The following is a 15,319-nucleotide window of genomic DNA, read 5'->3' on the forward strand; positions in this document are numbered from 1 at the left end:
ATGCCGGGCAGATTCGCCCGGCGCGTCGATTAAATACGAGAAGAAAATGCGTCAAACTCAGAAGCAGAAACCGCCAGTTTTTCGTCCAGAATCTCTTTGTTCAGCAGGTTCATACCGTTGCTGTCGGTCTGCAGTTGGATCACGCCATCTTCGATAACGGCTTCACCGTTTTCCTGCGTCACCGGCTTGAACAGCGGCGTGGTGATCACGTCGGTCATGATGGCGGCTAATTCATAACCATGGTCGATAATCGCCATGATCTCTTCCGACTCACTAATCTCGGTGGTTATATTCTTCTCATGACGTTCAACAATGATGGCATGCATCGCTTTCAGCGGTTCAAAGTAGTGTTGAACAAAGACGCTATGCATACGGGTTATTGATTCATAAATGCTATTTACATACTGCTGCACCTTCGTCAGCTGCGCTTCAGCCGCATTCATTTTTTCCACCGCAGCTGTCACTTCACGGGAGCTTTGATAAGCATTGTTAAGCGCTTTTTCGGCATGGCTATCGTAAGCCCAGCCTGCGATAGCAATCAACGGAGCCACTACCGCGCCGCCAAGTACCATCGCACCGCCCGCCATTCCCCAGCCGCCTGCGGCCAGAGAACCGCCGCCAATAGCCGCCATTGTGGCGTTATACGCCGCCGCACCAGACAGGGCGGCAATCGGCGTACCGGTAGACGCTGCGGCAAATGCCATCACACCGCTGTACACGGCAAAACCAGCGGCAGCACCGGACACCCCGGCACCGACGACCGTCGTCAGGTATTCCGTAGCGGAAATCGCCAGACTCTGAATTTTATTGATGTTGTGCTGCGGTACCTTCAGACGAAGATCTTTATGCCCATCCTTAGCCATACGCGCCAACAGATCGTCGGCAATCGTTTTAAATTCATTGAAATCTTTACCGATCTTCAGTTCTTTTTCACCCAGCTCGGCCAGTTTTTTCGACGTTGTTTCATTCGCCAGATCAAAGCTCTCTTTATGCTTATCAAAGCGACGCTGCGCGCGATCTAAAACATCGTCGGCTTCTGATTTTTTCTGGTAGCCATCATAAGCTTTTTTGCCACCAAACGCCGTTGCCGCTGCCGCGACGCCCAGAATAATGAAAGGTAATGCCATAAATAAAAATCTCCTGTGCAATAAGTCGTTGTTACCCGCTACACATCACATTCCAGAACAGGAACAGAGTCGCGATCGCCAGTGATGTAGTTATGCAGTATGTTGATGACCGTTTTTTTCAACCATTCAGGTTCCAGAATTTCTATATTCGGTAACCAGAATAGAATTAGTGGAATAATTTGATTCTGATGTGCTGCCTTGCAAAGCAAAGTCACGCCATCATTCTCTTCACGCACTAATTCTTGCTGAGGCAGTAAATCTCGTCTTGCGAAGTAGCCTGCAATGCTGTGTTTAATACGCACCCGCACCTCAAACGTCTCTTCACTTACCCAAGGATCGCGATGCTCATCAATTAATGACAGTGTGGGTGTATCGACCGTAAAATGCTCTTTCCGGATATCCAACCACCGAATTTTACTTAACGAAAAAGACTTTAGCTTTCCGTCCTCGGTCGCCTGCAGATACCAAATATTTTTCTGGTTAACTAATTTATAAGGGTGAACGGTGCGCGTTTTGTCTTTATATAAAATATGACAGACACTGTTTTTCTGAATCGCTTTTTCTAATAAGTTAAAATACTTTCGCAAATCATTTCTGACTGAATGTTCAGGGCGACCAAACTGAACTCTAACATGCTGTTCTACCGCTCGTTTTTCTAAGCTAAGCCAAAAATCCTCATCTCTATCAGGAAAAACCGCGTCGGCGTCCAGCAGCTTTGCCAGTGGGTCATGAAGGGCATAGGCGCTATTATTCTGCGCGCGAATCGGTATCAATCGATACTCTCCTCCACCACACCCCTCAATAAAGGAGGAAAGCATATTAAGATCACGATAGACCGTTCGTTCAGTGATATTAAATTTCTTCATCAACTGATAGCGATTCACAACGCCACAAGTTTGCAGCTCTATTAGGATATCGACTAAACGTTCTGCTGAGCAACTCCTTGCTGAATCAGCCATAAGCACCTACTCTTCTGTTTTCCTGACATGAATTATATATAAAATGCTGACATATCCTGTCAGTGTATCGGCACGCTGATCATTTTTTTTAGAGAAATCGACAATTTATTTGACCATTAGTCGCATTGGACAATTTTTAGGAACAAAAAGCGCTCCTCATCAGGAGTAAATGCCAGAGACATGGCGGCCAAAAGACCACCTGCATACATCCTCATCAAACTGGCTAACGGCTATCTCTTCCACTAAGCCAAATTCAACGTTGAGTTTGCAAAGGTGGATTGTCAGGAGAGTTTCTTAATGATGGCCAGTATCGTGGTATGAACGCCAGTATTTGGTTTCTTCACGCTGAGTAAAAAAACATCATCTGCAGAAGGATGTGGACGCGCTGGCAGCGGTTAGTGCTGCTGACTGAGTCGTTGAAACACGAGCTAATTCGTTGTACAACCGGGCTTACCCATTGATTTCATAGTGACAAGGGGCTAATTTGTATCTCATTAAACATGATTATGACCCTCATTAAAGCCAGACTATGAACATCAGCGAAAAAACATATCATCAATTGAAGGCCAAAATCATCGCCAATGAGTTGGTGGGGGCTATCTCAGAAAATGAGCTATGTCAGGAACTTAATGTCAGCCGTACGCCGCTGCGCGAAGCTTTGTTTCGCCTGATGACTGAAGGCTGGATTGAGCCTTCCAAAAATAAAACGAAAACCATTAAACCCATTACGCTCAGTGAAATACGTGATATTTTCCAGATCCGAAAAGACATTGAAATTATGGTATTGAATTTGTCATGGGAGAACCAGGACCCGCAACGGTACCAGACAATTAAAGATAAAATTGAAGTCGGTTTTCATGATTCGAATGTGTCTTTATTACTCGAAGCTGATAACGAGCTACATGAACAAATGCTATCCGATTGCCACAACGCTATTGTGACTAAAACGCTGACCTTCATGTATGACCGGTTACGCATGCTGCGTTCAGACAAAATGAAAAATGATTCAATTATTGATTCATCCAAAGAACATTTGAAAATTTGCGCCGGTATTATTGCCCGCGATATAGAACAAACCCGTGAGGCCATTGCCCATCACGTCAACAACTCCTACAACCGCCTGTTCTCCAGCTTTAAATAGGCTATGCATATAACATGACCGGTATTTCTACCGGTCATGTGGAAAGTTAAAAATTAGTAGAGTTGTCGGTACAACGCCTTAATCTCTTCAATACAAGTATCTCGAGGGTTTCCACCTGTACAGACGTCCGCCATTGCCGCGGCTGCCAGAGCATCGATATCTTCATATTTCATGCCGATATCGCGCAGTCGGACGGGAATATTTACGTCGCGGTTAAGCTGTGCCACGGCTTCAACGGCCGCCTGACGCGCCTCTTCAATCGGCATCACCATGGCCTGAGTATTGCCCAAAGCTTGTGCAATTTGGCGATATTTGTCTCCTGTAAACTCGGCGTTGTATGCCATGATATGCGGCAATAGCACTGCATTGGCGACGCCGTGTGGCGTACCATAGAATGCACCCAGAGGATGGGCCATCCCATGCACCAGGCCCAATCCGACATTAGAAAAGCCCATCCCGGCAATATACTGCCCCACCGCCATGCCTTCAGCGTCCTGGGCGATTCCCTGTATCGAACCGCGTAGCGAACGCCCTATCATCTCAATCGCCTTTAAATGAAGCGTATCGGTTAATTCCCATGCCCCTTTCGTAATATATCCTTCGATTGCATGAGTCAGTGCGTCAACACCGGTTGCCGCTTTTAAACTGGGCGGCATGCTGGCCATCATGTCAGCATCAATAATGGCAACGACCGGAATAGCATGAGGATCGTAGCAAACGAACTTACGTCGGTTCTCTACATCGGTAATCACATAGTTAATAGTCACCTCAGCTGCCGTACCCGCGGTCGTTGGAATGGCAATCATCGGTACAGCGGCATTTTTAGTGTCAGCCCCACCTTCGAGGCTGCGGACATCGGCAAACTCAGGGTTGTTAATGATTATCCCTACCGCTTTGCACGTATCCTGCGGTGAACCGCCACCAATAGCGACCAGGTAATCTGCCCCCGCCTGACGAAATGCCTCAACACCTTGCTGCACGACGTCAATCGTAGGGTTAGATATGACCTTATCAAAAATTTGGTAAGGCAACCCTGCGCTATCAAGAATATCAAGTACCTTGGTCGCTACATTAAACTGGATAAGATCGTGGTCAGTAACTACCAGCGCTTTTTTAAAACCTCGCTTTTTAACTTCATCAACGATAGCGTTAATTGAACCCACGCCAAAATATGAGGTTTCATTTAATATCATTCTATAAGACATATTCTATACCTTATAACAGAGAGGTATAACAGCAATACAGCATTGCCGTGGCATAATGTGTGCTGTTATTGATTTTTGATTATTTGATACTGAACATTATGTCAATCTGTTGCGATTCCTGACGAGTTAGTTCCCCCGCAAAGCTTCTTGATTTCTCTCCAGAATACTGAAACTTATGAGCCACCGCGGTTTTAATTGTAGTAACAAAATCATTACCAATATTATAAATAGCAGAAAGTCGGCTTATCTCACGCTGTATGCCAGTAAGCTGGGTAAGATCATTTTCATCCCAGGCTTTAATTGCCTGCACAAAAAGTTCGGGGCAAATATTATTTAATCCTGAAATAACTCCCGCGCCACCCGCGAGAAGATTTGGGATAAGATATTCATCATAACCGGACAGAACAACAAAATCGTCTCTAACGGACGCGACTTTCTGAATAATTGCGCGAGTATGAGAGAGACAATCAACAGTATCTTTAACACCCACAAAATTGGGAAATTCTGCCGCTAATTGCGCTACCAGTACCGCGTCCAGGTCGCATCCAGTTCGGGCAGGAAAGTTGTATGCGAACCATTTTCCATTCAGGCGCTGCCCCAGACCGCGGTAGTATGCCAATAGTTGGGCCGGCGTTTGTTGAAAATAGTAGTGAGGTAGAATCATCACTGCCTGATACCCGCAATGCCAGGCCTCTTCTGCCAGACGTATCATATCCGCCATACAGGTAGCTGATATATTTGCCACCAGCGGCAGCGATGACATTTTCCGTGCCTCACGGATAAGCATCAGTCGTTCATCCAGCGTTAATGCGGTGAACTCCCCAATACTTCCCATTAGCAATACGACATGAGTCCCAGCCTCTTCCAACCGTCGCAAATGCTGCTGCAGTGCCGATAAATCAATATTTCCTTGTTGATCAAAAGGCGTAATTGATGGGCACCATGCACCGCGAAATTGAGCATGATTATCAGACATAATATATTCCTGAGAAAATAAAAGTTGTTTTATTCAATGACATGGTAAACAACAGTATCAGCCTGTATTTTCTGCCAGTCCCACTGAATACCCAAACCAGTTTCTTCTGGTGGGAAAGCATATCCCTCGCGAATATTCACCTTATTCAGAGTAACACTATCGAGCTGTGGGATATACTCCAGCCAACGGCTATTAGTAATGGCGCAACATAATGATATATGCAATTCCATCAAGAAATGCGGGCAGACAATTTTATTAAAGCATTCCGCCATATGTGCAACTTTAAGCCATGGTGTAATACCACCAATACGAGCCACATCAACCTGAATAATATCTGCGGCATTATTCTGTAAATACTCTTTGAAGTGCTGGATAGAATAAATGGACTCACCCACCGCGACAGGAATGGTGGTTGACTCACACAATTTTTGATGAGAATCAACATCATGTGCCAGAAACGGCTCTTCAATCCATGAAAGATTAATATGCTCCAACAACGCTGCTCGCTGTTTGGCTTCCGAGAATTTAAACGCCTGGTTGCAATCAGTCATGATCACGTACTCATCACCCACCGCTTCACGTACAGCAGTCAAACGCTCGATATCACGCACCGGACTTTCAGAACCAATTTTGATTTTAGAACCGCAGAATCCCTGCGCCTTAACAGCCAGCGCATCATCAACTAATTCCTGAGTGCTTAAATGCAGCCAGCCCCCTTCGGTGGTGTATAACTTCATGCGCGACTTCGCACCACCTGCGACTTTATACAGCGGCAAATTCATGCGCTTACACTTCAAATCCCATAATGCGGTATCAATGGCTGCCAATGCCAGAGACGTAATGGCGCCAACCGAGGTCGCATGAGTTGAGAACAGCAATGATTCCCAGATGCCCTCAATCATCGTCGCATCCTGACCAATCAATTTCGGTAACAGGTGATCTCGTAACAGCGCAACCACAGATGAGCCGCCGGTGCCAATTGTGTAGGTATAGCCCTCACCAATTTCTCCACTCGATGTTGTTAAACGAATAATCGGCGTCTCTTGTGAGACAAAAGACTGAATCGCATCGACACGTTTTACTTTAGGTTTCAAATCAACCATAAAGATTTCGGCTTTAACTATTTTCATTACATCCTCAATATCTGTTAATTTTTTCGCAAAGTTACAAATGATGCTTACTGAATACCAATGCTGGCCAGTTCATCCCACAATTCCTGCGGAATATCCCAGTTAGCCCAGGCAAAATTAGTCAACGCTTGTTCTACGGATTGAACGCCGCAGGTTACGGTGACCACATTTTGGTTTCTTAATGGGAATTGCAGCGCCGCAGCACCAATCGGTACGGCATGTTTTGCACATAGCGCTTCTATCGCATTTACTTTTTCAATAACCTGCGCTGGCGCGGAACCGTATTCATACAACGCCTTAGATTTATCTTTCGCGACTAAAACTCCGGTAGCGAAAGGTGCAGCAACAGCCACCGAAACATTGTTGCTTTCACATTTGGCAAAGAACGCCTGGCGGTCTGTTTCCAGCAGGTTGTAGCGGTTGGCGAGCATTAAGATATCCGGGGCAGCGTTATCCATCACCTCCATCAGGATTGCCTCTTCATTCGCGCCTGCACCCCAGGCTTTGATATCACCATTGCGCTTTAGCTCTTCTAAAGCCTTCTGCCCTGACTCGCAGAAGGCTTTAAAATGTTGGCGTTCCAGTTCCGTATTGCCGTAGGTATAAGTGCCTAGATCGTGTACATAGAGAATGTCGATATAACGGGTTCCCAGCCGCTGGATAGAGTTTTCGTATGAGCGCATGATGCCCTCATAGGAGTAATCAGCCTGTCGGTTAAAAGGGTTCTCATCATAAAAAAATTCCCCTGCGTCAAGGCCTGGCTCTTGTTTCCGGGATTGCAGCAGGCGACCAACCTTGGTGGACAAAACATATTCGCTACGCTCCAGTCCACGTAATCCCAGACCTAAACGCAGTTCAGAAAGTCCGCTGCCATAATGTGGTGCAGTATCAAAGTAGCGCCAGCCAACCTGAATGGCCTTATCAACAATGTCCATGGCTTCGTTATTGCTCAGCGTTCTGAATAAATTAGCCAGGCTGGCTGCGCCGAAGGTTAAAGAAGGTACACTAAGCCCTACACTTTTAATTGTATTCTGAGTGATCATAATATTCCCCTGATGTTTATCAGTATTCTTAGTCAACTTTGTTAGCAGTTAATGAGGCCGCGGTCGTTGATTTATTATTAATATTAAAAATCAACTTCAGCACATAAATAATAATCCCAGTCACTACGATAGAAAAAAGACACAAGAGTGCAGGATTCATTCCTTTTAACAGCTCGAACATTTTGTAGAAGATATAAGATATAGCGTGTGAGCCACCATCAATTGATGAGGCCATCATCTCTTTTGGCACATTCAGTTGCGCCTTTTCGGCCAAAGCCTGCGACACAACCGCGAGATCCGAACCAAACCACAGGATCCCACACACGATGACAATGCCATTAATTAATCCGCGGAACATGTTTCCGTTGCATGCAACCGTGCCAAAGACAACAAATATCGGCAGATAAGGAATATCGGCGAATGGCATCATGGTATTAAAAGGCAAAATAGTACTAATCAGGATCGTGAGTGGCACCATCAAAATACCTACAGACAATACCGCAGGATTTTTAAAAGCAATTTCACCGCTGATACCAAAATAAAGTGACTTTGTTGGAAAACGTTTCTTTACCCATTCAGAAGCAATTTCAGTAATCGGTACCAGACCACTGACCAGCACTCCCGCCATCGTCGGTAATAACACCATGACCGCAGCAAAATTCATTCCACTCTTAATAATATCGCTGAACGGTAGCGCGCCAAGCATACCGATGATCACCCCAAGAATGGCCCCCATCGCTAACGGACTACCAAAAAACCCTAGTTTGGCTTCAATTTTGCTGAGATTAAGGTCAATTTTGTTAATCAACGGAATGCGATCAATTACACGGTCCATTAAAAATGCCAGCGGGGCCCATGCGACGATCTCCGCCTGAGTAATGGTCACGTTTGGCGTGTCACAGAATTTCTGCACATGTGGGGCAATGTAATCGGCGATTTTTAGCGTAATAATAAATGTGATCCAACTTGCAAAAATCCCCATCCAAAATGAACCCGTCACCTGTTCAACGATGATTCCGGCAAATACAAAGTGCCAGTAATTCCAAAAATCAACGTTAAGAGTTTTGGTGGTATTGGTTGAAATCATCAACAAATTAGTGGCAAAACATAACGCATAAACAATCGGCAGAGAAAGCGCAGCCAGACTGAAGGCGCTAATTAACGGCCAGCCCAGATCCAATACTTCATAATGAAGATTGAGGTTTTTTACCATCGCTTCTGTCGAGCTGCTAAGTGATGTCACCATAAAACCGATCAGCAACGAAAGACCGAGAAACCCAATACCTACCGTCATTGCATTTTTCGCCGCATCGGCAAGTTTCGCGCCAAATAGCACGGCAAATAAAAACATAATCATTGGAATGACCACTGCCGGGCCAAATCCGAGGATATATTGAACGACTTCCATAAGTGCCCCCCTGTTACTTTAATGAGTAAACCTTCTCTGCCACGCGATAAAAAAAGTTATCGCTGGAAAGAGCCTGGTGAGATTGCAGGTAGTTCTGGTAAAGCCCTAAAGTGTCGGCATACGGTAATGCCAGTAGAGAAACAGGCCAGTCGGATCCATACATCACTCGCTCATCACCAAATGCGGCAAAAACCGAGCTAAAATAAGGTTCAAGCTCCTGGCTCGCCTGCCCAGGTCCCGTCCAGCGGGCATAATCTGCTTCCGTGACCAGGCCTGATAGTTTGCAAAAAACATTGCTGTAAGCCTCACCAATCAACATTAACTGTTCACGCCAGCGGGTAATTTCTCCGTCGCGAACTGCGGGTTTTGCCGCATGTTCGATAACAAAGGTCACTTCCGGACAAGCAGAGATAAGCTGGCTTGCCGCCTCCAGCTGTTGGTGCGTAACCAGCAGTTCATACACCAGCCCCTGCTCTCCAACGCAACGTACCCCCTGGATAAATTGCGGGGTCACTAAATGGCTCTCAGGCAAGCCCTGAGACATATAGCGGATCCCTTTCAGATAGCGGGATTTTCTCTGCAGTCTCTGCAAATCCTCTGCGATCCCAGCCCCGTGGTTTATATCCACCCATCCCACAACACCTTTTACTTCATCGTGATGCTCAGCTATTTCCAGCAGCCATTCGGTCTCCTCAATTGAAGGGATGGCTTGTACTAAAATGGCGCCTTCGATGTGGTTTTCAGCCAATACGGCCTGCAAATCGTCAATAAGAAAATCACGGCGAATTGCCGCCAGATCGTCTGTGATCCAGGCAAAATGCTCTCCCTGGCAATGCCAAACATGGTTATGGGTATCAATCACTTTCATACTCACCATCCTGTATTTTAATTGTATACAATGAGAATACAATAAAAGTCTGTGTTTAAAAGGCAACCACGGAATGCACTATCTGAGTACGGGATCACAATTTTCACGGTTTATCTGTAGGCTAAAAAAGGGACGTAAAAGCCTATAACCGCCGTAGAATCCGATGTCACTGAGCTGAACTATTGCATGCGGTTAATGTGGTGGACGCTTGTGCGTCCCGCTGAAGTTACAGAAGCAGAATGAGCAGAGAAGAGCGATAGATGGGTAAGTACGAACTAAAATCTAAACGTTTCGTAAGTTACGATGTATTGATACGTTAACATTAATAAATAACGGTTATTTTCTTGAAACCCTAAATTACGACGAGAGCTTAATACACGCCCCAACTTTGAGCCTTGCGCGCTAAACCGTGACTTAGCAGTACCCCCACGTTTCAGTTTTGTAACATCCACCAGCAAATTAGCGCCCCCCCCACATAATTCACACATCCCTCCGGTTGATGAAACGAAGCAGTTAGGTTAATCATATTGAGGCGCGCGGAAGCCAGGGGCTGTCTACCCGCACGGTATCCCGGTGATCGAGCCCCTGGATAAGATGCAGCGCGCTAAGACGACCGATTTCATAGTGCGGCAGCTGTACCGTTGAGAGCGGCGGCAAAAATAGCTCGCCGGTGCCCACCATATTGTCATAGCCCAGCACAGCGACGTCCTGCGGAATGCGCAGCCCTCGCCCCAGCAAGAGCTGGTAGATAACAAAAGCCACGCGGTCGTTACCGCACACCACCGCATCGAACATCGGGCGCGCGCCGCTCAGGTAATGCCCGGCAATCTCCGCCGCATCAATATGGTGGCGCTCGCCCGGCGGAAGATAGTGGTGGAACATTGCATCAGGGTCGACACCCGCTTCACGACAAGCCCTCTCCATTCCCGCCCGACGGCGATCGGTCGCCACAATTCCTTTCGGTAGGTGGATACACAGCAGTCGGCGATAGCCTGCGGCCAACAGAGCTTTCACGCCAAGATATTGCCCTTGTTCATCATCGGGAATATAGGTGGGGAAAGGGCCGCTTGTGCTTTCACAGTTCGCCAGCACGCAGCGATACTTATGCAGCTTTTCCGGTACCGGTACCTGGCGCAGTCCCATCGCGGTGTAGATAATACCGTCCGGGCGATGCGCCAACAGCAGATCAACCATTTTCTCTGGCTTGTCATTGCTGAACATATTCACTACAAAGCTATTCCAACCGTGCGCCCGCGCAGTCTCTTCGATAGAGAGCGTTATCTCCACGGAAAATGGCGTAGTCATGGTGTCCAACGCCAGCACCCCAATCGTGTTAGCTGTGGTTTTCGCACCACGAATTTTTTTAGCGGAGAGATCGGAGACATACCCCAGCGCATCTACCGCTTCCATCACCTTTTTATAGGTTTCAGGCCGTAGTCGTTCGGGCTCGTTAATCGCCCGCGATACGGTCATTAACGAGACGTTAGCCCGCTGCGCCACATCCTTTAAAGATGCCATACCCTCTCCTTCGCCGATGTTCACTTTGCCGGGGTCTGAAAATGCGATCTCGATAACGCCCGCAAAATGTTAACGTTAACTTTTGTGATTAACATCGATATTACCATCAAATCTGCGAGAAAACCGAGAATGTTAACGTTATCTTTTGGACAATTCACTTACAGGGACAAGCAAATGTCGTCACTACTTTCCAAAGCCAACGAAGCCTTAAGCCAGCAGAAAGACCTTATAAACCCGCGCTGGTATCCACGCTATCACCTGGCGCCACCGGCGGGTTGGATGAATGATCCCAACGGTCTGTCCTGGTTCGATGGTTACTACCATGCGTTCTATCAGCACTATCCGTGGCAGGCGGTCTGGGGACCAATGCACTGGGGCCATGCGCGCAGCCGCGATATGGTGAACTGGGAGCACTTACCCATCGCACTGGCACCAGAAGGGCCGGAAGATAAAGACGGCTGTTTTTCCGGTTCAGCGGTGGTTGAAGGTAATAAGCTGGCCCTGATCTACACCGGACACAAGTTTGACGGCGAGGCGAAAGAGGAAAACCTGTATCAGGTACAGTGCCTGGCCACCAGCACCGACGGGATTCACTTTGAACGCCAGGGCATGATTCTGGATACCCCGCGAGGCGTACACCATTTTCGCGATCCGAAAGTCTGGCAAGAGGGAGACAACTGGTACATGGTGGTGGGCGCCCGGGTCGATGACGTGGGCGAAGTGCAGCTCTATCGCTCGCAAGATCTACAGCACTGGCAGTTTGCCAGCACGCTCGGCAGGGCCGATGACGGCATGGGCTACATGTGGGAGTGCCCAGACCTCTTCCCACTCAACGATAAGCTCGTCTTCATGTTCTCGCCTCAGGGCATCGCCGCAGACGGATACGATTGCCGTAACCTGTTCCAGAGCGGCTATATGGTCGGCGAATGGCAGGATAATCTCCATTTTCACGTCACCCACGCCTTCCAGGAGATGGATCACGGGCATGATTTTTACGCCCCCCAGTCATTTACCACCCCGGATGGGCGCCGCATCGTGATTGGCTGGCTGTCGATGTGGGAATCGCCAATGCCAGAACAAGCCGACGGCTGGGCGGGCATGCTTACCCTCCCCCGCGAGGTGACGCTCGATACCGATCAGCGGCTGCGTATGAACCCGGTGAAAGAGCTGGAATTATTACGCGGTGAGCTTCATGTCTGGCCGGTCAGCGAACTGCACAATCGCATCCTGATGGTAGAGGAGCAGGCGCACGCTATTGAAGTCGAACTGAGCATCGATATCGCCCGCAGCAGTGCTGAAGAATATGGTATCGCGCTGGGTGGCGGACTACGGGTCTACGTCGATGCTCAGGCACAGCGTCTGGTGCTGGATCGTCGCTACCCGCAGCATGGTCTCTCTGGTTATCGCAGCGTGCCGCTGCCAGTTGGTGACCGGCTGGATCTGCGCTTATTTATCGACAGCTCCTCGGTAGAGGTATTTGTCAATCACGGTGAATATACCCTTAGCAGTCGTATTTATCCTGAACCGGACGATCGCCAACTGACCTTATTCAGCCTGAACGGACACGCCATTTTTAATCAAGGGCATGCCTGGCCGCTCAGCGCCAAATAAACACCCGTCCTACTGCTTTGGGGAAAAATAATGACTATCTGGACGCTCGGAGACGCTGTGGTGGATTTATTGCCGCGCGACAATATGCAGTTTGAAGCCTGCGCGGGAGGCGCTCCCTTCAATGTGGCAATCGGCGTGGCTCGCCTTGGCCGCGCCAGCGGTTTTATTGGCCGTGTGGGCAATGACACTTTTGGTCGCTTTCTGCATCAGACGCTGGAAACAGCGCAGGTGGATACAGGAAGTCTGGAGTTTGATGCACATCAGCACACCAGTACCGTACTGGTTTCACTGGCTCCCAACGGCGAGCGGCAGTTTGAGTTTTTGGTCAATCCGTCTGCCGATCAATTTCTCAGCCCGGCGAGCCTGCCCGACTTTGGTGCCGATATTCTGCACTTCTGCTCGCTGGCGCTGGTTGCCCCTGACTGCCGCGCCACCCTCGCCCAGGCTATGGCCGCATTGCGACAGACCGGCGGCACTCTGAGCTTTGACATCAATCTGCGTCCGCAGATGTGGAGCAACGAGATGCAGATGTTTGACCTTGTCAACGAGTTTGCCCGGCAGAGCGACATTCTGAAGATGTCGGAAGAAGAACTGCTGTGGCTAACGCAGACCAACTGTCTCAGTAGCGCCTGCGAACGTCTGGTTGATTTTCCTGCACGCCTGAAAATCGTCACCCGCGGTGCCGACGGCGCTATCGCTTTCTGGCAAAACAGCAGGCTAACTTTAAGCGGCTATAACGTCGAAAGTATCGATACCACTGGCGCCGGTGATGCCTTTATGGCCGGGTTGCTGGCGGCACTCGCCGAGGAAGGCTGGCCCAAATCGACGTCAACGCTACTTCCACTTATCGAGCAGGCCAGCGCTTGTGGTGCTCTGGCGACCACCCGGCGTGGCGCGCTAAGCGCGTTTCCCGACAACCAACAACTGAGCAGCTTTATTCAGTCACAACCGTCGCTACGGAGGACGATTACCCCGTAATAAAGCGCACTCGTTACGTCGTATCAGAAAGACCTTACAATGACCTGATCTGGATTGGAAAAATCATGAAGATAAATATGCCGTTCAGTAATGACAAATATCGGTACTCGTCCGGGTATCTGCTTTTTTTCTTTGCCGCCTGGTCGTTGTGGTGGTCTTTTTATGCGATATGGCTAAAAAATAAACTTGGCCTGTCCGGAACGGAGCTGGGAATGCTGTATGCCGTAAACCAGTTCTTTAGCATGCTGTTTATGCTGGTCTACGGTTTTCTGCAGGATAAGCTCGGCACCCGTAAACACCTTATCTGGCTGATGGGGATAGTCATCACGCTCAGCGGCCCGTTCCTGATTTATGTTTACGAACCGCTGCTGACCTCCAACTTCAAACTTGGTATGGCGCTGGGAGCCATTTTCTTTGGCCTTGGCTACCTCGCGGGTTGTGGTCTGGTAGAAAGCTTCGTCGAAAAAGTGAGCCGCAAATTCAACTTTGAATTCGGCACCGCCCGCTTGTGGGGATCGCTTGGCTACGCCGCAGGGACATTTGTTGGCGGTATCTTCTTCAGCATCAACCCACACATTAACTTCTGGTGCGTATCGGTAATGGGGGTGTTATTCCTGTTGATTAACGTGTTGTTCAAAACCAACTCACCCGCCCCATCTTCTGTAAAAACGCGTTCTCCTGAACCCGATGCGCTGACCCGAAAGGATTTTCTCACTATCTTTAAAGATACGCAGTTCTGGTTTTTCGTTATCTTTGTCGTCGGTACCTGGTCGTTCTATAGCATCTACGATCAGCAGATGTTCCCGGTGTTTTACGCCAGCTTATTTGACGATCCCGAACTGGCACCACGCGTATACGGCTACCTCAACTCGGTACAGGTCTTTATGGAAGCCGTCGGTATGGCGCTGGTTCCATTCCTGATTAACCGCATCGGGCCTAAATCCGCATTGCTGCTGGGTGGCACAATCATGACCTGTCGAATCCTGGGTTCAGCACTGTTCACCGATATCTATATTATCTCCTTGATTAAAATGCTTCATGCGCTGGAAGTCCCACTGTTTGTTATTTCAGTGTTTAAATTCAGCGTAGCAAATTTTGATAAACGCCTGTCATCAACGATATATCTTATTGGCTTCAATATCGCCAGTTCCATTGGCATTATCGTGCTGTCACTGCCTGTCGGTAAGTTGTTTGATAAAGTGGGCTATCAGGAAATCTTCCTGATTATGGCCAGCATTGTGGTAATAACGCTAATATTTGGCTACTTCTCGTTGAGCAAAAAACATCATCAGCAGAAGATGGGAAATGAACTGGTGACAGAGTAGCGAAGTTTAAAATATATCGGACAGGGCCAT

The 15,319-nt window shown here is 48.2% G+C and carries 13 protein-coding genes; 4 read left to right on the plus strand and 9 right to left on the minus strand.

Features of this window, described 5'->3' with window-relative positions:
* Positions 1-29 precede the first annotated feature (29 nt).
* On the minus strand, positions 30-1,127 hold the full coding sequence (locus C2U43_RS13920) for a hypothetical protein (RefSeq protein ID WP_048216231.1): 1,098 nt from the start codon (positions 1,125-1,127) through the stop codon (positions 30-32).
* Positions 1,128-1,165: 38 nt separating this feature from the next.
* Positions 1,166-2,086: a helix-turn-helix transcriptional regulator gene (locus C2U43_RS13925; RefSeq protein WP_103285325.1), complete on the minus strand. Its 921-nt coding sequence runs from the start codon at positions 2,084-2,086 to the stop codon at positions 1,166-1,168.
* A gap of 529 nt (positions 2,087-2,615) precedes the next feature.
* Between C2U43_RS13925 and C2U43_RS13930 the strand changes: the two genes are divergently transcribed.
* The gene (locus C2U43_RS13930; RefSeq protein ID WP_048216229.1) at positions 2,616-3,227 is read left to right on the plus strand and encodes a GntR family transcriptional regulator; all 612 of its coding nucleotides are present in this window, start codon (positions 2,616-2,618) and stop codon (positions 3,225-3,227) included.
* A 53-nt stretch (positions 3,228-3,280) separates the two neighbouring features.
* Here C2U43_RS13930 and fucO read toward each other — a convergent pair whose 3' ends face one another.
* From fucO to C2U43_RS13965, 7 genes are all read right to left on the minus strand, one after another.
* A complete protein-coding gene (fucO, locus tag C2U43_RS13935) occupies positions 3,281-4,432 on the minus strand; it encodes a lactaldehyde reductase (RefSeq protein ID WP_103285326.1) in 1,152 nt (383 codons plus the stop codon).
* A 79-nt stretch (positions 4,433-4,511) separates the two neighbouring features.
* Complete coding sequence (locus C2U43_RS13940; RefSeq protein ID WP_103285327.1) at positions 4,512-5,408, minus strand: dihydrodipicolinate synthase family protein; 897 nt, start codon at positions 5,406-5,408, stop codon at positions 4,512-4,514.
* Between the two features lie 29 nt (positions 5,409-5,437).
* Positions 5,438-6,538 carry a mandelate racemase/muconate lactonizing enzyme family protein gene (locus tag C2U43_RS13945; RefSeq protein ID WP_103285328.1) on the minus strand — a complete coding sequence of 367 codons (1,101 nt, stop codon included), beginning with the start codon at positions 6,536-6,538 and terminating at the stop codon, positions 5,438-5,440.
* A gap of 47 nt (positions 6,539-6,585) precedes the next feature.
* Entirely contained in the window at positions 6,586-7,581 is a 996-nt protein-coding gene (locus C2U43_RS13950; protein WP_103285329.1) for an aldo/keto reductase, read from the minus strand.
* Positions 7,582-7,609: 28 nt separating this feature from the next.
* Entirely contained in the window at positions 7,610-8,989 is a 1,380-nt protein-coding gene (locus C2U43_RS13955; protein WP_053069329.1) for a PTS transporter subunit IIC, read from the minus strand.
* A gap of 13 nt (positions 8,990-9,002) precedes the next feature.
* Positions 9,003-9,857 carry an amidohydrolase family protein gene (locus C2U43_RS13960; RefSeq protein ID WP_053071041.1) on the minus strand — a complete coding sequence of 285 codons (855 nt, stop codon included), beginning with the start codon at positions 9,855-9,857 and terminating at the stop codon, positions 9,003-9,005.
* Positions 9,858-10,379: 522 nt separating this feature from the next.
* Positions 10,380-11,375: a LacI family DNA-binding transcriptional regulator gene (locus C2U43_RS13965; protein ID WP_048216224.1), complete on the minus strand. Its 996-nt coding sequence runs from the start codon at positions 11,373-11,375 to the stop codon at positions 10,380-10,382.
* Between the two features lie 174 nt (positions 11,376-11,549).
* Here C2U43_RS13965 and C2U43_RS13970 point away from each other — a divergent pair, with 174 nt between their 5' ends.
* The 3 genes from C2U43_RS13970 to C2U43_RS13980 all read left to right on the plus strand — a co-directional run bounded on the left by C2U43_RS13970 (position 11,550) and on the right by C2U43_RS13980 (position 15,289).
* Positions 11,550-12,986, plus strand: coding sequence for a glycoside hydrolase family 32 protein (locus tag C2U43_RS13970; RefSeq protein ID WP_103285330.1), 1,437 nt, complete (start codon positions 11,550-11,552; stop codon positions 12,984-12,986).
* Positions 12,987-13,016: 30 nt separating this feature from the next.
* Entirely contained in the window at positions 13,017-13,964 is a 948-nt protein-coding gene (locus tag C2U43_RS13975) for an aminoimidazole riboside kinase (RefSeq protein ID WP_103285331.1), read from the plus strand.
* Between the two features lie 65 nt (positions 13,965-14,029).
* The gene (locus C2U43_RS13980) at positions 14,030-15,289 is read left to right on the plus strand and encodes an MFS transporter (protein WP_071446227.1); all 1,260 of its coding nucleotides are present in this window, start codon (positions 14,030-14,032) and stop codon (positions 15,287-15,289) included.
* Positions 15,290-15,319 lie beyond the last annotated feature (30 nt).

The organism is Citrobacter freundii complex sp. CFNIH9 (assembly GCF_002903305.1).
GTDB lineage: Bacteria > Pseudomonadota > Gammaproteobacteria > Enterobacterales > Enterobacteriaceae > Citrobacter > Citrobacter portucalensis.

What these genes read in the sequence shown, in the direction of transcription:
- C2U43_RS13975 (WP_103285331.1), top strand. Translation starts at nt 13,017, where the DNA reads ATGACTATCTGGACGCTCGGAGACGCTGTGGTGGATTTATTGCCGCGC.
- C2U43_RS13930 (WP_048216229.1), top strand. Translation starts at nt 2,616, where the DNA reads ATGAACATCAGCGAAAAAACATATCATCAATTGAAGGCCAAAATCATC.
- C2U43_RS13980 (WP_071446227.1), top strand. Translation starts at nt 14,030, where the DNA reads ATGAAGATAAATATGCCGTTCAGTAATGACAAATATCGGTACTCGTCC.
- C2U43_RS13970 (WP_103285330.1), top strand. Translation starts at nt 11,550, where the DNA reads ATGTCGTCACTACTTTCCAAAGCCAACGAAGCCTTAAGCCAGCAGAAA.
- C2U43_RS13955 (WP_053069329.1), bottom strand. Translation starts at nt 8,989, where the DNA reads ATGGAAGTCGTTCAATATATCCTCGGATTTGGCCCGGCAGTGGTCATT.
- C2U43_RS13960 (WP_053071041.1), bottom strand. Translation starts at nt 9,857, where the DNA reads ATGAAAGTGATTGATACCCATAACCATGTTTGGCATTGCCAGGGAGAG.
- C2U43_RS13940 (WP_103285327.1), bottom strand. Translation starts at nt 5,408, where the DNA reads ATGTCTGATAATCATGCTCAATTTCGCGGTGCATGGTGCCCATCAATT.
- fucO (WP_103285326.1), bottom strand. Translation starts at nt 4,432, where the DNA reads ATGTCTTATAGAATGATATTAAATGAAACCTCATATTTTGGCGTGGGT.
- C2U43_RS13945 (WP_103285328.1), bottom strand. Translation starts at nt 6,538, where the DNA reads ATGAAAATAGTTAAAGCCGAAATCTTTATGGTTGATTTGAAACCTAAA.
- C2U43_RS13965 (WP_048216224.1), bottom strand. Translation starts at nt 11,375, where the DNA reads ATGGCATCTTTAAAGGATGTGGCGCAGCGGGCTAACGTCTCGTTAATG.
- C2U43_RS13925 (WP_103285325.1), bottom strand. Translation starts at nt 2,086, where the DNA reads ATGGCTGATTCAGCAAGGAGTTGCTCAGCAGAACGTTTAGTCGATATC.
- C2U43_RS13920 (WP_048216231.1), bottom strand. Translation starts at nt 1,127, where the DNA reads ATGGCATTACCTTTCATTATTCTGGGCGTCGCGGCAGCGGCAACGGCG.
- C2U43_RS13950 (WP_103285329.1), bottom strand. Translation starts at nt 7,581, where the DNA reads ATGATCACTCAGAATACAATTAAAAGTGTAGGGCTTAGTGTACCTTCT.